Here is an 18946-nt window from a genome sequence, read left to right as displayed (position 1 = left end):
CGTCCCACTGCTTCCGGATCTCCCACTCGTTGTGAGCGCGGTGACGAATCAGGCCTGCGCATAGAGCTTGTCGATCTCCTCCGCGTACTTCGCGTCGATGGGCTTGCGCTTGAGCTTCATCGTCGGAGTCAGTTCGTCGCCCGAGGGTTCCCAGATCGTCGGCAGTACCGTGTACTTCTTGACCTGCTCGACCCGCGACAGCTTGGTGTTCGCTTCCTCGACCGACTTCGCGATCGACTCGAGGACGACGGGATGGTGCGCGAGTCCCTCGTGGCTGCCGCTGAGACCGTGTTGTTCGGCGAAGACGGCCAGAGCATCGGGATCGAGCGCGAGCAGCGCGACGTTGTAGGGACGGTCGTTGCCGATGGCGACGGCACCACCGAGCATCGGGCAGGCAGCACGTAAGGCGCCTTCGATGTTGGCGGGAGACATGTTCTTCCCCGCCGCGTTGACGATGATCTCCTTCTTACGGTCGATCAACCGCAGGTAGCCGTCCGCGTCGATCTCGCCGATATCACCGGTGTGCAACCAACCGTCGGAATCGATTGCGTCCGCAGTCTTCTCCGGGTCGTTGCGATAACCCTTCATGAGCAATGGACCGGAGACGAGCAGCTCGCCGTCCTCGGCGATCCTGATCTTCGCGCAGGGCACGGCCTGGCCGACGGTGCCGATGCGGATGGCGCCCGGCCGGTTCATGGTGACCACACACGAGGTCTCCGACATTCCCCACACCTCGGAGCACGGGATGCCCAGGGCCAGAACGAACTCGAGGACTTCCGGTGAGATCGCGGCGGCGCCTGTGACGGCGGCGCGGACCTGATCGAGGCCGAGCTTGCCGCGGATCGCGGACAGCACCAGCTTGTCGGCCACCGTGTGCTGCACTTGGAGGGTACGGGGGATCGGCTTGCCATCGGACTGCAGCCGCGCGCGTGTGCGCCCGACGTCGATCGCCCACAGCGCAAGCTTCTTCTTGATCGGGCTCGACTCCTCGGCGAGTGTCTTGTCGATCGCAGCCTTGAGCTTGTACCAGACCTGGGGGACGGCGCCGAAGAGCGTCGGCCGCAGGCTCGGCAACACCGTGATGGCCTGCTTGAGATCGTCGAGCGTGGTGATCTGCATGCCGCTGTACAAGCTCGAATAGTGCGAACCCCAGCGGTTGGCGATGTGTGCGTCGGGCAGGTACGAGAGGATCCGGTCGTCCGGTCCGGTGGGCAGATACGTACTCGTCGCCTCGAGTTCGGCGAGCAGGTTGGCGTGGGTGAGTTCGACACCCTTCGGCGGACCCGTGGTGCCCGAGGTGTAGATGAGGGTCAGCAGGTCGGACGGCTGCACGGCCTTCCATGCGGCGTCGAAGTCGAACGACGGCTCGGCGGCGGCCTCGAGGTCGTCGAGGGGCATGGTGCCCTCGGGTCTGCCGTCGATGCACACGAGGTGCTCGACCTTCGTGTCGCCGAGCGCCTGCCGCAGAACGGGGACGAACTGTTCCTCGGCGATCATCACGCGGTTGCCGGCGTTGCCGAGCACGTACGAGATCTGTTCGGCGGTCAGCGAGTTGTAGATCGAGAACGGCACCGCTCCGAGGTGGAACGCGGCGGTGTCGAGAAGGTGGAATTCGGGCCGGTTGGTGAGCATGAGCCCGACGGTGTCACCGCGCTTCACACCGAGACCGGCGAGTCCGGCAGCGAGGCGTTCGACGCGCTGCGCGTACTGGCGCCAGGTGTAGCGGACCGAATCGTCGGGCGTGCGCAGCGCGACCTTGTCGGGGTACGCCGCGGCGGTGGTCTGAAAGGCTTCGCAGAGAGTCGACGGGGTGGTGGTGCGAAGGGTCATCACTGGCTCCCGAGATCGAGTGTGGCGACAGCGTAAAGCGAGCCGACAACGCTCGTGGTCGGATTTGCCCGATCGTTGTGCCGGATCCGAACTCTTTTCCCGACAGCTGGGCTGCGGCGGAAGGGAAGCGAGATGCTCGGACGCCGACACGCCCCGAGTGTCCTGCTGCCGCGGGACCTGCGCACCGTGCACCGCATGGCGGCGGGTGTCTCACTCGACTGGGAGATCCTCGCCCAGGCGGCGCAGGCCCTGAGCGACCGCGAACTGCTCGCCCTCTCCGAACGCTGCCATCCGCAGACCCTGCGCCAACTGCGCTGGGCGAACGCGAAACTCGAGGAGATCGCAGCGCAGACGGTCAGTCACCGACTGAGCGACGGCACCGTCAGGGACGCTCGAACTTCTCCTCGCGCCCGAGCCTGCGCAGCCGGATCCACTCGCGCAGCCCCGCCGGGTCGCGGCGGGTGACGAGGAAGTACCAGCCGAACCGCACCCATTCCTGAGGCAGCAACCGGCGCAATCCCGGCTGCGAGAGCAGGTAGCCACGGTTGCGGTAGGTGAAGAAGCGTTTGGTGTCGTTGTCCGGATACTGCGTGTGCATCCGGCCGCCCAGGATGGGCTTGAACTCGTCTGCACCGTCGGGATGCAGGTAGGCCGTCTGCAGACAGGTGCCGAAGGGCAGTCCCGAACGGACGAGACGCCGATGTACCTCGACCTCGTCGCCACGGACGAACAACCGCAGGTCGGGTACGCCCACCGCGTCGATCGCCGCGGCCGTGAAGAGCGCGCCGTTGAACAGCGAGGCGATGCCGGGGAGCAGATCCTCGTCGCCGAGTTCGTGCCGCCACCGTCGCCACACGACGCCGCGGCGCAGCGGGAAGGCCAGGCGGTCGGGTTGCGCGATGTCGCACACGACCGGCGACACCTCGGCGAGATCGTTGCGTTGCGCGCAGTCCAGCAGCGTCGCGAGCACGTCCGGTCCCTCGGGGCGACCGTCGTCGTCGGCGAGCCAGACCCGGTCGGCTCCCAGCGACAGCGCGTACAGGATGCCGAGAGCGAAACCGCCCGCGCCGCCGAGATTGTGCTTCGAGCCGAGATAGCTCGTGGGCACGTCCACCGCGTCGACGAGTTCGCGCACCGCGTCCTCGTCGCCGTTGTCGACCACCACGAGATGGTCGAGCGGACGGGACTGCGAGGCAAGAACTTTCAGGGAGTCGGCCAGCAGCTCGCGGCGACGGTGCGTGACGACGACGCCGATGATCCGTTCGTCAGCCACCGTTCGAACCCGTCGAGGCGGCGGCGTCGTGGGCGGACTTCGCGATCCGCTCGCGCTCGAGCTCGTGGAGGATCGTGCGCACGTGGTCGCCGGCCTCGTCGCCCTCGTAGGACCGCACCACGTGCTCGATGTCGCCCTGCTCACGGATCTGCCCGTGATCGATCCACATCGCCTGGTCGCACAGCTGCGCGAGGAACTCGTTGGAGTGGCTGGCGAAGACGAGGATGCCCGAACGTGCGACGAGATCCTGCAGACGCACCCGCGCCTTCTTCATGAACTCCGCGTCGACCGCGCCGATGCCTTCGTCGAGGAGCAGGATCTCGGGGTCGATGCTGGTGACCACGCCGAGCGCGACCCGCACCCGCATGCCTGTCGAGTAGGTGCGCAGCGGCATGTTGAGGTAGTCGCCGAGCTCGGTGAAATCGGCGATCTCGTCGACCTTGGCCAGCATCTGCTTGCGGCTCATTCCGAGGAACATGCCGCGGATGATGATGTTCTCGTAGCCGGAGATCTCCGGATCCATGCCGACACCGAGATCGAACACCGGCGCGACGCGGCCCGTCACCCGGGCATGGCCGCGCGTGGGCTCGTAGATCCCCGAGAGCAGGCGCAACAGGGTGGACTTGCCGGCACCGTTGTGGCCGACGAGTCCGACGCGGTCGCCTTCCTTCAGCGACATCGTGATGTCGCGGAGAGCCTCGACGACCACCACGTCGGAGTTGTTGCGGCCGATCGCTCCGCCCGCCTTACCCAGGAAGGCCTTCTTCAGGGAGCGGGTCTTGGCGTCGAAGATGGGAAAGTCCACGCACGCGCCGCGCGTTTCGATGCCGACCCGACTCACGATGCTGCTCCAGACGCTGACACGGGACCCGAGCGTACCCGTCGCGGCGATACCGGAGTCCCGGGGCGTACCCGCCGTGACTAGAGGTACTGGCCGGTCCCGGGGTGGGTCTGGCCGGGAAGCTGTTGATCGTTGTGACCGGGGCCTCCCTGCGCGACGCCGGGCGGAAGCGCACCCTGACGCATCTGCTCGAGCTGGGCGCGGGCCGCCATCTGCTGAGCGAACAGAGCCGTCTGGATACCGTGGAACAGACCTTCGAGCCAGCCGACGAGCTGGGCCTGCGCGATGCGCAACTCGGCGTCGGAGGGCACCGAGTCCTCACCGAAGGGCAGTGCGAGCCGCTCGAGTTCCTCACGCAGGTCCGGGGCGAGTCCCTGACCGAGCTCGCGGATGGAGGACAGATGGATGTCCTTGAGGCGGGTGCGGCTGGCGTCGTCGAGCGGCGCGGCCTTCACCTCCTCGAGGAGCTGCTTGATCATGGTGCCGATCCGCATGACCTTCGCCGGCTGCTCGACCATGTCGGCCAGAGATTCGCCGCCGTTCTCGTTCGCCCCGGCCTCCGAATCGGTGGCGGCCTCGACACGAGCGGCCTCCTCACGGGAGACACGGATGGGGTGACCGTCGGGGCCGATCACGAGAACCTGGTCGCTGTCCGGATGCGTCATGACTCCATTCTTCCCTTTCCCGCCCGGGGGTGCCCGGTTGCCCGACCGAGCCTACCGAGAGGGCAACGCCGAGTGCAGGTACGGCGCGTCCCGATTGACATCGGGACCTAGAGTGTCTGCCATGGCTTACGACGTTGCCCGGATCCGGGGGCTCATCCCCTCGCTCGGCGACGGTTGGATCCACCTCGATCCGCGGGCCGGTATGCAGATCCCCGACGTGGTGTCGCGCACCGTGTCCACCGCGTTCCGGAACTCGGCCGCCTCGGCCACGGGGCGGCACCTGTCGTCGCGTCGCAGTGCCGCGATCCTCGAGGAAGCGCGCGTCGCGGTCGCGGAACTCGTGGGTGCGGATCCGACCGGCGTCGTCCTGGGCCCGAGCCACGCGGTGTTGCTCGCCTGGCTCGCCGAAGCACTCAGTTCCCGCCTCGGGCTCGGCACCGGCATGGTGTTGTCGCGACTCGACGACGAAGCGAACATCGCTCCGTGGCTGCGGGTCGCGAGCCGTTACGGCGCCCAGGTGCGCTGGGCCGAGATCGAGATCGAGACGTGCGAGCTGCCCACCTGGCAGTACGAGGAACTCATCACGCCCACCACCCGGCTCGTCGCGCTCACCGCGGCGTCGTCGATCGTCGGCACCGCACCCGACGTGCGGGCCGTGGCCGATCTCGTCCACGACGTGGGTGGTCTCATGGTCGTCGACGCCGCCGGCGCCGCCCCCTACGCCCACATCGACATCGACGACCTCGGCGCCGACGTCCTCACCGTCGACATGGCCGCGTGGGGCGGACCGCAGATCGGCGCGCTCGTCTTCGCCGACCCGGCCCATCTCGAGCGGGTGCCGGCGATGTCGCTGAACCCGCACGCGCGCGGCGCCGAGCGCCTCGAGGTGGGCGGCCACCAGTTCGGTCTGCTCGCCGGCATCCCCGCGTCCATCGACTTCATCGCCTCGCTCGACGACGACGCCACCGGCTCCCGCCGCGAGCGTCTCGACATCTCGATCAGCTCGATGCAGAACTACCAGGACGTGCTGTTCGACCGCCTCATGCGGCAACTCGACAGCCTCACCGGCGTGATCGTGCTCGGCCGCGCGTCGAGCCGCGTCCCCACCCTGAGCTTCACCGTCGACGGGGTCCCGGCCGAAAAGGTGGCTGCGCACCTCGCCGACCGTCGCATCGCGACGGTGGCGAGCACCCGCGGATCGAGCCGGCTCCTCGATTCGCTCGGCGTCAGCGACGAAGGGGGAGCGGTGAGCATCGGTCTCGCCCCCTACACCACGAGTTTCGAGGTGGATCAGCTCGTCCGCGAGCTCCGCAACCTCTAGTGCCGCTCGATCCGCAGCACGACCTTCCCGACGGTCTCGGGACTGTCGAGCAGCTCGTGTGCACGCGCGGCGTCGGTGATCGGCAGCTCGGCGTGCACCACGGGGTGGACCTTCGCCTCCTCGATGAGCGGCCACAGGTTGGCGCGCACGGAGTCGATGATCGCGCTCTTGCCCGACGGTCCCGAGTCCGGACGGCCGCGCAGGCCGGTGGCGATGACGTGACCGCGCTTGGCGAGAAGCTTGCCGAGGTGCAGTTCGCCCTTGGTACCGCCCTGCATGCCGATGACGACGAGGCGTCCGTCGGGAGCGAGGACGTCGATGTTCCGGGACAGGTACTTCGCGCCCATGTTGTCGAGCACCACGTCGGCGCCGCCGAAGGCAGTGCGCACCTCGCTGACGAAGTCCTGCTCGCGGTAGTCGATCGCCAGATCGGCGCCGAGTTCGCGGCAGCGGTCGAGCTTGCCGGCCGAGGCCGTCACCGCGACCTTCGCGCCGAGCGCCTTACCCACCTGGATGGCGTGCGTACCGATACCGCCGCCGCCACCGTGGACGAGCAGGACGTCGCCGCGCGTCAGGCCGGCCGTCATCACGATGTTCGACCACACCGTGCACGCGATCTCGGGAAGCGACGCGGCGACCGCGAGGTCGATGCCCTTCGGCACCGGCAGCAGCTGGGAGGCGGGCACTGCGACCTTCTCGGCGTAACCGCCGCCGGTGAGCAGGGCGCAGACCCGGTCGCCGATGTTCCAGCCCGTCGCCCCCTCGCCGAGTTCGGAGATCACCCCGGAGCATTCGAGGCCCAGGATGTCGCTCGCTCCGGGCGGCGGCGGATACAGTCCTCGCCGTTGCAGCAGGTCGGCACGGTTGACCGCGGTCGCCGCGACATCGAGAAGTACGTGCCCGGGAGGCAGGTCCGGGTCGGGCCGCTCGGTCCACCGGAGAACTTCTGGACCACCGGGTTCGGTGGCGACGATTGCATACATGTGTTCGACGCTATCGCGTGCGGCGCAGTGAGGGGACGGTCACTCCGGTCGAAACGCGGTCGTCTGCTCGTAGCTACCGAGGGGTAACAACGGACGATCGGCATTACACTCCCCGGCGTGACCAGCGAACGAGACGAACCCAAATGGTTGACCGCGAAGGAGCAGGGGGCCTGGCGTCTCTACGTGGACGGGAACAACCGTCTCATGAGTGCCCTCAGCCGATCTCTCAACGATCGACACGGCTTGTCGCTGGCCGAGTATCGGATCCTGGTGCTGCTCTCCGAAGCCCCCGACGGTGCGCTGCGCATGAGCGATCTCGCCGACGGGGTGCTGTCCTCGCGCAGCCGTCTCACCCATCAGATCCGGCGGATGGAACAAGAGAAGATGGTGGTGCGCAGCTCGTGCCCCGACGACGGTCGCGGCGTGCTCGCCACCATCACCGACGAGGGTCGGCGGCGACTGCGGGAGGCCGCACCCACGCACGTCGACGACGTGCGCACCCACCTCATCGACCTGCTGTCGGAGGACGAACTCGACATGCTGGCGCAGATCTTCGCGCGCGTCGAGCACGCTCTGGCCGATCGCTGACACTGCGAATCGGTTAGGCTCTGCCACGGAAGCGTGGCAGAGCGGCCGAATGCACTCGCCTTGAAAGCGAGCTTGGGTAACACCAACGGGGGTTCGAATCCCTCCGCTTCCGCGCAGGACCGCAGCCCCGGTGGACATTCACCGGGGCTGCGGTTCTTCCGTCTTCGGAACGGCGTCAGCTCGGCCCGGCGAGCACCGCTCGTTCCACGGCCGCGGCCGCCCCGTCGTGCCAGGTTTCGCCGTGGCCGACGAGGACGTTCTTCGCGCCGGTACCGGCGATGGCCGACAGCGAGGCGAGGGCGGTCGTGCTGTCGGCGGTCGCCGCACCCGAGACGATCTGCGGACCGTGCCTGCCCGTGTACGGGTCGAGGGTGACGATCGCGTCGCCGACGATCACGGTGTCGCGATCGGGGAGATGCAGTGCGCAGTGCCCGTAGGTGTGTCCGGGGGTGTGGAGGGGGACAGGACGACCCGGCAGGTCGAGCGGTTCGGAGTCGTGGAAGAGCGTCACGTCGTCGATGCCGCGCACCCACAGTGCCCCCGCCACGGTCATCCGGGTGAGCACGGGGATGCAGGCGGGATACCGGACCGGATAGAGCAGCCGATTGCGTTCGTGCTGGTAGCGGTAAGGATGCGCGGCGAGGAACTTCTCGTCGCGATGCGCCCAGACCGGCACGCGCCACCGTTCCCGCAGTCGCTTCGCGGACCCGACGTGGTCGAAGTGGGCGTGCGTGAGGACGACTCCCCGCACCTCGTCGACGCGTCGGCCGAGCCGTGAGATCGCATCCTCGATGCGGCGGGCGGTCGCCGGCAGTCCCGTGTCGACGACGGTCACTCCGTCGTCGTCCTCGATCAGGTAGACGTTGACGTCGGCGTGCGCGAGACGATGTACGCCCGGCGCTACATCCGTGTGGAGCATGGCGGCCCCTTCGCTCGTGGGAACGTGCGGGTTCAGCTGTGTCCGTCGATCTCGTCGGCGATGAAGGCGGCCCACGACCGCACCTCGTCCTCGCCCGGGGACGGGGAGAAGAACCGGTAGTCGAGTGCCGCGAGTTCGGACACCGGATCCGGTGTGTCCTCACCGTTTTCGTCGCCCACTGCGAACAGCCACACGAGCTGCTGACTCAATGCGGAGGCCCGCGACGACAACAATTCGAGGGTGTCCGGCGAGTATTCACCGGCGTCGACCTCACCTCCGAAGACGACGCCCTCGAATTCCTCCGACCGCTCGAGATCCGAGATGTCACCGACGGTGACGTCGATGTCCCGCTCACCGAGCGCATCGGCGACGAGCTGAGCGATCTTCTGGGTCGGACCTTCGGGACTGTCCGTGACGACGAGAACGGTCATTGTGTCTCCAGCATGTTCGACGACTCGGGTTCACTGGTGCGTTCCCGGTCGCCGAGAGGAGGAAACATGGCGCGGTCGTGTCAGTGCGTGCCACCGAGCGCTCGTACTCCGGGTGCCCCCGAGCGGCGGACGAAGTCGGAGTCGGCGAGCCGTTCGTCCGCGCCGAGATCCAGCGACAGGTCGACGGTGCCGGCGAGCCGGTAGGGCTTGCTCTCGATCACATCTCCGATCGCGCGTCGCAGCCGGGACACCTCGGCCCGGACCGACACGGCATGGTCGTCGTCCCCGTAGAGGGCCCGGCTGAGCGCCGCGACCGTCATCCCGTCCGGGCTGCGCTCGTGCAGCAACAGCAGGATTTCGGCCTGACGCGCGGTGACGAGAGTGCGCCACGAGTCGCCGCCCCCGAAGACCTCCACGGTCGGCGACGACGACACGTGCAGAATCATCCGCAGTCTCGAGGCCGCCGCCGCCCCGCGTATCAGCCAACCGTGCGAAAGACGTTCGGGTACGCACAATCCCATCCCCGGTACGGTCAGGGGACGGGCCTGTCGCGGAACCGCGACCCGTTCGGCGGCGATGCCGGAGGCGTGCGCGACCCAGCCGTCCTCGTCGACGAGCAGTACCGGGCCCCGGGTCGACGACAACAGTGGAGCGGCCTCGGTACGGAGCTTTTCGAGGCGCACCTCGTGCCGTCGCCACAACTGCGATTCGGCGAGCCGGACGGCGGTGTCGACGAGGGCGACGATGGCCGGATGCAGGGTCAGTGCAGGGCCGCTGACGTCGACGATGCCCAGCAGGTCGCCGCGGATCGGGTCGTGGATCGGGGCGGCGGTGCAGTACCAGGGGTGCTGGGTCGTCTCGAAGTGCTCACCCGAGAACAGCTGGACGGGTGCGGCCTCCGCGAGCGCCGTGCCGATGGCATTGGTGCCGACCGTCGCCTCGGTCCACACCGTTCCCTCCTGGAAACCGAGCGCGTCGGCGCGGGAACGGATCGGTGCGGAACCGCTGCGCCAGAGAATCACGCCGTCGGCATCGGTCACCACCAGCAGCAGGTGGGAGGCGTCGGCGACGGGCGTGATGACCTGCTCGAGGTCGCCGATCACCGCGGAGAGGGCGGACGCGCGGCGGCGGCGCTCGACCTCCGCGGCCGGCAGACGGTTGCGCTCGTTGATCCCGGTGGGATCGAGGCCGGCGTCGAGCACGCGCTGCCATGAACGGGACACCAGCGGCCGGGGTCGCATCGGTGACCGGGCGCCGCCGATCACCGCGTCGTGCATCCGCGTCAACTCGCGCGCGTACCGCGACAGGTCGGTGCCGGGCGCGATCGCGCTGAACGTGGTCACGGTCTCCTCTTCGTCGTCGTCCTCGGAGCATAGGGCGCAAATGTGTGATGCGCCACAATTCGGTACCCGTGCAACGTGATGCAACGCTTGCCGGGCGCGGCCACGGGGAGTGTCCTGGATCACATCACCACCGGAAAGGACTCATCATGACCGATACCCTCGACAAGCCCGCGACCTCCGGCACCGCGACTCCCGACGACCGCGTCGACGCCTGGTTGCAGGCGTTCGGCACCGCCCTCGCGCAGCGCGACGTCGACGCCGCTGCCGGCCTGTTCGGCACCGACTCCTTCTGGCGCGATCTGGTCGCTTTCACCTGGAACCTGAAGACCGTCGAGGGACGCGAGGGCGTCTCGGACATGCTGCACGCGCGACTCGCCGAGACCGACCCGAGCGGCTTCCGCACCACCGAGCCGGCGACCGACGACGACGGCGTACTCAGCGCCTGGATCGCATTCGAGACCGCGGTCGGCCGCGGAGTCGGTCATCTGCGTCTGAGGCGCGACGAGGAGAGCGGCGAGGATCGCGCCTTCACGCTGCTGACCACGATGCAGGAACTGAAGGGACACGAGGAGAACAAGGGCACGCGTCGTCCGCGCGGTACGAAGCACGGCGCGGACAAGCAGCGGGTCACGTGGTCGGAGCAGCGCGAGATCGAGGAACGCGAACTCGGATACACGCGCCAGCCGTACGTCGTGATCATCGGTGGTGGTCAGGGTGGGATCGCGCTCGGCGCCCGCATGCGTCAGCTCGGAGTCCCCGCGATCGTGCTCGACAAGTACGACCGGCCCGGCGACCAGTGGCGCGGCCGCTACAAGTCGCTGTGTCTGCACGACCCCGTCTGGTACGACCACCTGCCGTACATGCCCTTCCCCGACAACTGGCCGGTCTTCGCGCCCAAGGACAAGATCGCGGACTGGCTCGAGATGTACACGAAGGTGATGGAGGTTCCGTACTGGTCGAAGTCGGAGTGCACCTCGGCGAGCTACGACGAGGAGACGGGGGAGTGGACGGTTCACGTCGTGCGCGACGGCGAACCGGTGACCCTCCGGCCGAAGCAGCTCGTCATCGCGACCGGCATGTCGGGTAAGCCGAACATCCCGGACTTCCCGGGGATGGACCTGTTCCGCGGCGAACAGCACCACTCCAGCGCCCATCCCGGTCCCGATGCGTATGCCGGCAAGAAGGTCGTCGTGATCGGCGCCAACAACAGCGCCCACGACATCTGCGGTGCTCTGTGGGAGGTCGGCGCGGACGTCACCATGGTGCAGCGCTCGTCGACGCATATCGTCAAATCCGATTCGCTCATGGATCTCGGCCTCGGCGACCTGTACTCCGAGCGGGCCCTCGCCGCCGGCGTCACGACCCAGAAGGCCGACCTGACCTTCGCGTCCCTGCCGTACCGGATCATGCACGAATTCCAGATCCCGATCTACGAGAAGATCCGCGAGCGCGACGCGGACTTCTACGACCGGCTCGAGAAGGCGGGCTTCCGGCACGACTGGGGCGACGACGGCTCGGGTCTGTTCATGAAGTACCTGCGTCGCGCCTCCGGGTACTACATCGACGTCGGTGCCTCGGAGCTCGTCGCGAACGGCGACATCGCGTTGGCCCACGGCAACGTCCGTGAGCTCACCGAAACCTCGGTGATCCTCGAGGACGGCACCGAACTCGACGCCGATCTCGTCGTCTACGCGACCGGCTACGGCTCGATGAACGGCTGGGTCGCCGACCTGATCTCCCAGGAGGTCGCCGACAAGGTGGGCAAGTGCTGGGGTCTGGGCTCCGAGACCACCAAGGACCCTGGTCCGTGGGAGGGCGAGCAGCGCAACATGTGGAAGCCCACGCAGCAGGACGGCCTGTGGTTCCACGGCGGCAATCTGCACCAGTCGCGGCACTACTCTCTGTACCTGGCGTTGCAGCTGAAGGCGCGCTACGAAGGCATCCCGACCCCGGTCTACGGACTGCAGGAGGTGCACCACCTCCGCTGACGACCCGGCTCCCACGCGTCGCCCTCGCCCACCCGGCGGGGGCGGCGCGGCCGTACTTCCTCCGATTCGTCACGAATCGGAGGGCGAGTATTAGGGTCGCGTGCAGGTCCGCTTGACCGGGTACAGGTAGGGACTGTGAGATCACTCCAGGTCGTCGGGGGACGGGGAGTTCGATGGTGAAGAGACTTGCGGCGGCTGTCGCCGTGGCGTTGATGGTGCCGATCTCCGGTGCCACGATCGCCCATGCCCAACCGGCGTCGGCCAGGATCGACCACGTCGAACGCGTCGGCGACAGGCAGACGAAGCTGTTCGTCCATTCGCCCGCCATGGGCAGGATCATGCAGGTGCAGGTGCTGCACCCGGCGGGGGAGGGTTCACGCCCCAGCCTGTATCTGCTCGACGGTGTCAGCGCCGGCGAAGAGTCCGACTTCCGCGAGAGCACGTGGACGCAGCGCACCGACATCGAGGAGTTCTTCGCCGACAAGAACACCAACGTCGTGCTTCCCGTCGGCGGCACCGCGAGTTACTACACCGACTGGAACACTCCCGATCCCGTCCTCGGGGTCAACAAGTGGGAGACCTTCCTGACCGAGGAACTGCCACCGTTGATCGATGCCGAATTCGGCGGCAACGGCATCAACGCGGTCGCGGGACTGTCGATGGGAGCCACCGGAGCGATGTCGCTGATCACCCGTAACCCCGACCTCTACCGAGGGGTCGCGGCGCTGAGCGGGTGCTACGACACCTCCAGCGACTCCTCCCGCGACACGGTGCGCGGAACCGTTGCTTACAAGGGCGGTAACCCCGACAACATGTGGGGACCACCCGAGGACGGTCGGTGGGAGGAACACGACTCCTACCTGCTCGCCGAGAAGTTGCGCGGCAAGGAGGTCTTCCTGAGCACCGGCAACGGCCTGCTCGGTCCGCACGATCTCGGCGCCGGCCAGGACGTGCTCACCGTCGGTGCGCCGCTCGAGCTCGGCACTTTCGTGTGCACCGTCACATACGATCGTCGCCTCCGCGAGCTCGGCATTCCCGCGCGCGTCGTCTACCGCCCCTGGGGCACGCATTCGTGGAGTTACTGGCAGGACGACATCAAGGCCGCGTGGCCGACCCTCGAGGACGCACTCGGACTCCGCTGAGCACATCCGGCGCATCGTCGGAGACCGTCTCAGTGCAGGCGGATGCGATCGACGGCCGGGGGTTCCACACGTGAGCGGGTTGCCAGATAGCTGTTGAGGGCATCCAGGCTCTTGCCCGCCCCGACCAGTCCGTGCGCTTCGGTGCACACGGTGAAACCGTCTCCGCCGCCGGCCAGGAAGTTGTTCACTACCACCTTGTACACGCGCTCGGGGTCCACGGGCTCGCCGTCGATCGTGATCGACCGGATGCGTTCGCCACGCGGCGCCAGTCGGTCGAGGGTGTAGTTCAGATTGTGCGACGGGGCCAGGATGCGTTCGATGTCCGAGCCCACCGCACTCTTCTGGAACTGCTGCTCGAGCAGCGCGTCGAGTTGGGCTCCTGTGAGGTCGAGAACCTGCAGCATGTTCCCGAAGGGCTGCACCGCGTAGGTCTCCCGGTACGAGACGGTGCCGTCTCCGGCGAGCAGGTCGCTACGGAGTCCGCCGGGGTTCATCAGGGCGATCTGCGCCCCCAGATGCCGCGTCGCCGCCAGTTGGGCGTCGGCCACCAGATTGCCCAGTGCCGATTCCCCGCTCGGAGTCTCGCGCCGCGTGATGTCCGCGTCGACGCGGGCGATCGGCCGGTTCGCGACCTCCGCCGACGTCTCCACCGCCCGGTCCACGAATTCGAGTGTGGCCGGATCCGGGGCGATGTCGTGCGTGACCACCTGCGTGAAGACGACGGTGCTGTCGCGCCGCACCTCCCGGCTCTGACGGTCGATGGCGAGGTCGGCGACCGACAGGATGCGTCCGTGCGAGGCGCCCTGCACGACCGTGCGTGGCCTACCCGCCGGGTCGGTGTAGGTGCAGTTGAAATGCCGGTCGCCGTCGGAAGTGATGATGAGGTCTACGTCGGCGGAGACGGATGTCGCGATGGCCGCGGCCCCGCCGTCTCGGCTCGGACACGGATCGTCGCCCTCGATTGCGCCGATGTCGCCCTTGTAGAGCACCACGATCGAGCGGACGCCGAGCGCACCGAGGATGTCGGCGGTGCGGTTGACAGAGGTGATCTCGTCCTCGAACCGCAGCCCCGCGATCGCGTCGGGCCGGATCATGTCGGGGGTGTTGCTCGGCACGACGCCGATCACCCCGACGGGCACTCCGTCCACGTAGTCGATGCTGTAGGGGAGTGCGGCGGGTGTTCCGTCCGTCGTGGTGAGGTTGGCGCCGAGGATCGGGAAGTTCGCGCCCTCGAAGGGCTCGGCGTAGCGGCAGCCTTCCTTCGGGTGGCAACCGCCGTCGCGCAACCGCTCGAATTCGGCGTAACCGCGGTCCAGTTCGTGGTTGCCGAGGGCCGCGGCGGTGAGATCGAGTTCGCCGAGCAGAGCGATGGTCGGCTCGTCGTGGAACAGACCCGACTCGAGCGGCGACGATCCCCAGGTGTCGCCCACGGCGTAGAGCACGGAGTTGTCGGCCTGTTCCCGGAGCTGCCGGACGTAGGCGGCGAGATAGGCCGCACCACCTGCGGGGACCGAGACACCGTCCGATCGGACGACCTCACCGTGGAGTCCCTCCGGGGGCAGGAGATTTCCGTGCAGGTCGCCGAACGCGATCACCCGGAGCGGGACGGTGTTCGACGGCACGGTGTTCGCCGGTGCAGCGCCGGCGGGCGCCGAACCGCCGAAGGCGACCAGCGAGCCCACGATGGCGCAGGCCGACAGGGCGCGACGCACCGTGCCTACCCCCATACAGTGCCTCCGACCCCGGCTCGATCCGACCGCCCGAGTCTGGCAGGCCCGGATCACGCGGCCGATACCCAGCCATAACGGTTGGGTCTCGTCACAGGGTCAGCCGATGCCGGCGAGTGCCCGTCCCTGCCCGGTCGCGAAGTCGAGGAACAGGTCGTTCTCGTGCGGGTCGCCGATCGTCACCCGGGTTCCCTCGCCGGTGAAGTTGCGCAGCACCACACCCGCCTTCGCCGCTGCCTCGGAAAACGCGGCGGAGCGTTCGCCCAGCGGCAGCCAAAGAAAGTTCGCGGCACTCGCGGGCGCCTCGTAGCCGGCGTCGACGAGTGCGGCGTGGACCCGTTCCCGTTCGGCGACGACACCCTCGGTGCGGGCGAGCAGCTCGTTCGCGGCGCCGAGCGACGCCACGGCGGCCGTCTGGGCGAGCGAGTTGACGGAGAACGGGATGTGGACCTTGCTCAGCGCGGTCACGACCGTCGGATCGGCGACCGCATATCCGACGCGAATGCCCGCGAGGCCGTAGGCCTTGGAGAAGGTGCGGAGCACGACGACGTTGCTGCGACTCTCTGCGAGTTCGAGGCCGTCCGGCAGATCTTCACCCGGCTCGGGGCGGACGTACTCGAAGTATGCCTCGTCCAGGGCGACGACGATGTGCTCGGGCACGGCGTCGAGGAACTGCTCGAGCTCCGCCTTGCCCAGCAGCGATCCGGTGGGGTTGTTCGGGTTGCACACGAAGATCAGGCGCGTTCGGTCGGTGATCGCGGCGAGCATGGCCTTCAGATCGTGCCCGTGATCCGCGGTGTTCGGAACGCGCACGGCGGTCGCGCCGGCCACGGCCGCGATGATGGGGTACGCCTCGAACGAGCGCCACGCGAAGATCACCTCGTCGCCCGCGGCGCACGTGATCTGCACGAGCTCCTGGCACAGGCTCACCGATCCGCAGCCCACGGCGATCCGCTCGGTCGGGACACCGAGCCGCTCCGCCAGTGCCGCGACGAGCTCGGTCGCGCCGTTGTCGGGGTAGCGGTTGAGGCCGGCGGCGGCTTCTGCGATCGCCTCCCGGACGCTGGGGAGCGGGCCGATCGTCGTCTCGTTGCTGGCGAGCTTCACCGCACCGGGGAACGAGCGGCCCGGAACGTAGGCGGGGATCGATTCGAGGTCGGGGCGGGTCCGTGGAGTCACGTGGTGATTATGCGCCCCGACGTTCGGCGCCGTGTCGGCAGGATGGCGAGTAACGCCGGTCTGCGCCTCTCTGACCAGGCGTTTTGCGTTTCCCCGCAGGGCATGTGTAATGTTTCGATCCGGCGGTTCGAGAGCATCGAATCCCCGAGGAGGCGTGCCAGAGCGGCCGAATGGGACTCACTGCTAATGAGTTGTCCCCCTTACCGGGGACCGGAGGTTCAAATCCTCTCGCCTCCGCCAGTTGGTGTAGCGTCACCGACGACAATTGAATACACATGCGCCCGTAGCTCAACGGATAGAGCATCTGACTACGGATCAGAAGGTTAGGGGTTCGAATCCCTTCGGGCGCACACACGAAGCCCCCACCAGAGGAAAACTTTGGTGGGGGCTTCCTCGTATCTGTGGTTACGGGGTAGCCACGACACGGAATCGATACGGCTCGCCGACCGGGTTCATCGCCCTCTGGCGGCTGTCGTCACTCCGCGAGGGGAGCCATGTGACTCACTCGGGCACGCACTCGTCGCCGAGCCGTCTGGCCGCTGTTCATCTCGGCACCGCCGAGCAGCACGTCGCGCGGTACACGCAGCTCACGAGGGGTTGATCGCACAGGTCTCGGTTCCGGTGCGGGAGGTCATCCCTGCGCCGGCCCTGTATCCGTGTCCGGGGGCGACGACAGAGCGTCCTCCACGCGAGTCGCGGCGGCAACGGGGTCTTCGTGCTCCCACACCCGCACCACCGTCCACCCCGCAGCCTGCAGGCGCGCGTCGGTGTCCCGGTCGCGCTGTACGTTGGCGGCCAGCTTGGCGGCCCACCATTCGGCGTTGTTCTTCGGGTAGGTCGCGTGGTGCGGGCAACTGTGCCAGAAGCAGCCGTCCACATAGACCGCCACCCGACGACGAGGAAAGACCAGGTCGGCACGTCGCCGCAGGCCGGGCAGTGGAGCACGGTCGACGAAGAACCGCCGGCCACGCCGATGCAGTTCTCTGCGCAACGCCACTTCGGGAACGGTGTCGCGCCGCCGCTGCCGGCTCATCCGCGCACTGGTACGCGGATCCGTCCCGGGCCGATCGGACGACGCCATCACCGCGGCTCCATCTCCGTGTCTCAGGCTGCCACTCGCGGGAAGCCACCCATACGTTCGAGGTGGTTCTCCACGTCCTCGAGGAATCCCGGCAGGAAACGCAGGTTGCCGGAGCGTGCGCGGCGGAGGAAACCTGCCGTCGCCCGCGCCGACAGCAGACGAGCATCGAGGAGGAAACCCCCGAGATCCTCATAGGGCGCCTGGACCGGCCACTGCGACTCGTGCACGCGGAACGCCTGTCCACGCGTACCCCACGCGGCGGTCGGCCAGGTGTCGCCCGGACGCAACGGTGTCTCGTGATCGGAGCTGTACTCGATCGGGTTGTTCAGTCGGTGGCCCACCCACGACGCCATCCGGACGCTGACCGCATTGCCGACCAGACGCCACCGATGCCCGGACCGAACGCCGGGAGCGTCGACGGCGGGGGCGGTCCAGTCGGCGTCGAACCCCTGGAGTCGCTCCGCGTCGGTCAGTCCGGGGGTGACGATCTCGCCGGACGGCAGTCGCACGGCCGGCGGACTGGCGATGCCGAGGGTCGAGCCGCCCTTGAGCGTGGGCACGGCATTGACCGCCCATCCGAGTCCGCGCACACCCTCGGTCCAGTAGAAACCGCACGGGAACAGATCGGGGTTGCCTTCGAGGGGCATCCCGGCGTCCTCGCCGAACAAGACCGTGCGGGGGTCGTCCGTGCGCGAGGCGACCATCAGGACGCGGTGCCGGCGCTGGGGAAGGCCGAATGCGCGGGCGTCGACCACGCGATAGGCCCACATGTAACCGAGTTCCTCGAACGCATCGGTGATGTGGCGCATCGCTGCACCGCGACCGAGCTGCAGCATGAAGGGAACGTTCTCCACGACGAGCCAGCGCGGGCCGTTCTTACGCTTGACGAGACGGAACACTTCGTCGACGAGTCCGGACTTCGATCCCGTGATGCCGGCCGTACGGCCCGCCTGGGAGAGGTCCTGGCACGGGAAGCCGGCGGCGACGAGTTCGGTATCGCGGGGGAGAGAGCGGAGACGCGTGACGTCCGGATGAAGGGGAACGTCGGGAAAGCGCGTGCGCAGTACTGCCTGAGCGCCCGGCTCGATCTCGCAGAGAAGTTCGGTGTTCCACCCGTGTCGCCCGAGTCCGAGCTCCAGCCCGCCGATACCGGCGAACAACCCCACCATGTTCCCCGTCGACGTCACGGCACCCTTCCTCGCTCAGCTCAACGGTGAACGTTACTCGAGAAGTAGGACGATCCGTGAGCGGACGCGACGAGCACCACGGTCGAGGGGTCGTCCTGTTGCTCGGGTGGGGAACTACGGGAGGTAGAAACATGCTTTGAGCAGGCGATTTGGTGTTCTCGGAGATGTTCGCGTAACTTATTCCAGGTCAGAGCGACACGGACACCGACCCGGGCCGAAAGGAACGGGACAACGAGGTTGGACGAAGGCGCCTGCAGATTTCACTGGTTCGAAACCTTCTGGTAAGGTTTGGAACCGTGCCCGAGAGCCGGAAGGCCTTCGGATGAACAGTCACCCCGGAGTGAACGAACCGGAAGGTTCGGGATCGATGGTGTGTGCGTGTTCTTTGAGAACTCAACAGTGTGCCGATGAATGTCAGTGCCAAATAATATTTGGTGCGACCACTTCA

Annotated in this window: 16 protein-coding genes, 3 tRNA genes and 1 pseudogene; 8 read left to right on the top strand and 12 right to left on the bottom strand. The window is 67.7% G+C overall.

Annotated features, from left to right (window positions below; translation table 11 throughout):
* Window positions 1-48 precede the first annotated feature (48 nt).
* Window positions 49-1830 carry a long-chain fatty acid--CoA ligase gene (locus tag EQ874_RS00100; protein ID WP_129974848.1) on the bottom strand — a complete coding sequence of 594 codons (1782 nt, stop codon included), beginning with the start codon at window positions 1828-1830 and terminating at the stop codon, window positions 49-51.
* Window positions 1831-1941: 111 nt separating this feature from the next.
* On the opposite strand from EQ874_RS00100, the pseudogene EQ874_RS00095 reads away from it, so the two are divergent.
* Window positions 1942-2181, top strand: a pseudogene (locus EQ874_RS00095) (hypothetical protein); the annotation flags it as partial.
* A 31-nt stretch (window positions 2182-2212) separates the two neighbouring features.
* Here the strand turns inward: EQ874_RS00095 and EQ874_RS00090 are convergent.
* From EQ874_RS00090 to EQ874_RS00080, 3 genes are all read right to left on the bottom strand, one after another.
* Window positions 2213-3103: a glycosyltransferase family 2 protein gene (locus EQ874_RS00090; RefSeq protein ID WP_016931486.1), complete on the bottom strand. Its 891-nt coding sequence runs from the start codon at window positions 3101-3103 to the stop codon at window positions 2213-2215.
* Complete coding sequence (locus tag EQ874_RS00085; protein ID WP_026002728.1) at window positions 3096-3944, bottom strand: ABC transporter ATP-binding protein; 849 nt, start codon at window positions 3942-3944, stop codon at window positions 3096-3098. The genes EQ874_RS00090 and EQ874_RS00085 overlap by 8 nt, the downstream gene beginning before the upstream one ends.
* Window positions 3945-4024: 80 nt before the next feature.
* A complete protein-coding gene (locus EQ874_RS00080; RefSeq protein WP_129974846.1) occupies window positions 4025-4609 on the bottom strand; it encodes a bacterial proteasome activator family protein in 585 nt (194 codons plus the stop codon).
* Between the two features lie 121 nt (window positions 4610-4730).
* On the opposite strand from EQ874_RS00080, the gene EQ874_RS00075 reads away from it, so the two are divergent.
* Window positions 4731-5930 carry a cysteine desulfurase-like protein gene (locus tag EQ874_RS00075; protein WP_129974844.1) on the top strand — a complete coding sequence of 400 codons (1200 nt, stop codon included), beginning with the start codon at window positions 4731-4733 and terminating at the stop codon, window positions 5928-5930.
* On the opposite strand, the gene EQ874_RS00070 is transcribed toward EQ874_RS00075, so the two are convergent.
* Window positions 5927-6913 carry an NAD(P)H-quinone oxidoreductase gene (locus EQ874_RS00070; RefSeq protein WP_129974842.1) on the bottom strand — a complete coding sequence of 329 codons (987 nt, stop codon included), beginning with the start codon at window positions 6911-6913 and terminating at the stop codon, window positions 5927-5929. The genes EQ874_RS00075 and EQ874_RS00070 overlap by 4 nt on opposite strands.
* Before the next feature lie 117 nt (window positions 6914-7030).
* On the opposite strand from EQ874_RS00070, the gene EQ874_RS00065 reads away from it, so the two are divergent.
* Together EQ874_RS00065 and EQ874_RS00060 are read left to right on the top strand one after the other, a co-directional pair.
* Complete coding sequence (locus EQ874_RS00065; protein WP_016932881.1) at window positions 7031-7501, top strand: MarR family transcriptional regulator; 471 nt, start codon at window positions 7031-7033, stop codon at window positions 7499-7501.
* A 27-nt stretch (window positions 7502-7528) separates the two neighbouring features.
* Window positions 7529-7613: transfer RNA gene (locus EQ874_RS00060), tRNA-Ser, on the top strand.
* Window positions 7614-7676: 63 nt separating this feature from the next.
* On the opposite strand, the gene EQ874_RS00055 is transcribed toward EQ874_RS00060, so the two are convergent.
* The 3 genes from EQ874_RS00055 to EQ874_RS00045 all read right to left on the bottom strand — a co-directional run bounded on the left by EQ874_RS00055 (window position 7677) and on the right by EQ874_RS00045 (window position 10194).
* On the bottom strand, window positions 7677-8420 hold the full coding sequence (locus EQ874_RS00055; RefSeq protein WP_016932880.1) for an MBL fold metallo-hydrolase: 744 nt from the start codon (window positions 8418-8420) through the stop codon (window positions 7677-7679).
* A gap of 32 nt (window positions 8421-8452) precedes the next feature.
* Window positions 8453-8851, bottom strand: a complete 399-nt coding sequence (locus EQ874_RS00050; protein ID WP_129974840.1) for a flavodoxin domain-containing protein — start codon at window positions 8849-8851, stop codon at window positions 8453-8455.
* An 80-nt stretch (window positions 8852-8931) separates the two neighbouring features.
* The gene (locus tag EQ874_RS00045; RefSeq protein ID WP_129974838.1) at window positions 8932-10194 is read right to left on the bottom strand and encodes a GAF domain-containing protein; all 1263 of its coding nucleotides are present in this window, start codon (window positions 10192-10194) and stop codon (window positions 8932-8934) included.
* Window positions 10195-10340: 146 nt separating this feature from the next.
* Here EQ874_RS00045 and EQ874_RS00040 point away from each other — a divergent pair, with 146 nt between their 5' ends.
* On the top strand, window positions 10341-12182 hold the full coding sequence (locus EQ874_RS00040) for an NAD(P)/FAD-dependent oxidoreductase (protein ID WP_129974836.1): 1842 nt from the start codon (window positions 10341-10343) through the stop codon (window positions 12180-12182).
* Between the two features lie 173 nt (window positions 12183-12355).
* The gene (locus tag EQ874_RS00035) at window positions 12356-13324 is read left to right on the top strand and encodes an alpha/beta hydrolase family protein (protein WP_129974834.1); all 969 of its coding nucleotides are present in this window, start codon (window positions 12356-12358) and stop codon (window positions 13322-13324) included.
* 29 nt (window positions 13325-13353) lie between these two features.
* On the opposite strand, the gene EQ874_RS00030 is transcribed toward EQ874_RS00035, so the two are convergent.
* Window positions 13354-15051 carry a 5'-nucleotidase C-terminal domain-containing protein gene (locus EQ874_RS00030; protein ID WP_129974832.1) on the bottom strand — a complete coding sequence of 566 codons (1698 nt, stop codon included), beginning with the start codon at window positions 15049-15051 and terminating at the stop codon, window positions 13354-13356.
* 99 nt (window positions 15052-15150) lie between these two features.
* Window positions 15151-16230: a histidinol-phosphate transaminase gene (gene hisC / locus EQ874_RS00025; protein WP_129974830.1), complete on the bottom strand. Its 1080-nt coding sequence runs from the start codon at window positions 16228-16230 to the stop codon at window positions 15151-15153.
* A gap of 148 nt (window positions 16231-16378) precedes the next feature.
* On the opposite strand from hisC, the gene EQ874_RS00020 reads away from it, so the two are divergent.
* Window positions 16379-16470 (top strand) — tRNA-Ser (locus tag EQ874_RS00020).
* A 37-nt stretch (window positions 16471-16507) separates the two neighbouring features.
* Window positions 16508-16580: transfer RNA gene (locus EQ874_RS00015), tRNA-Arg, on the top strand.
* A 281-nt stretch (window positions 16581-16861) separates the two neighbouring features.
* On the opposite strand, the gene EQ874_RS00010 is transcribed toward EQ874_RS00015, so the two are convergent.
* Both EQ874_RS00010 and dcm read right to left on the bottom strand, forming a co-directional pair.
* Window positions 16862-17311, bottom strand: a complete 450-nt coding sequence (locus EQ874_RS00010) for a very short patch repair endonuclease (protein ID WP_129974828.1) — start codon at window positions 17309-17311, stop codon at window positions 16862-16864.
* 23 nt (window positions 17312-17334) lie between these two features.
* The gene (gene dcm, locus EQ874_RS00005) at window positions 17335-18480 is read right to left on the bottom strand and encodes a DNA (cytosine-5-)-methyltransferase (RefSeq protein ID WP_129975874.1); all 1146 of its coding nucleotides are present in this window, start codon (window positions 18478-18480) and stop codon (window positions 17335-17337) included.
* Between the last annotated feature and the right edge of the window lie 466 nt (window positions 18481-18946).

The sequence above is a fragment of the Rhodococcus sp. Q1 genome (genome assembly GCF_004153645.1).
In the GTDB taxonomy this organism is placed as follows: Bacteria; Actinomycetota; Actinomycetes; order Mycobacteriales; family Mycobacteriaceae; genus Rhodococcus; species Rhodococcus gordoniae.
Note: the sequence above shows the minus strand (reverse complement) of the source record. Positions and strands in the feature narration are given on the sequence as shown.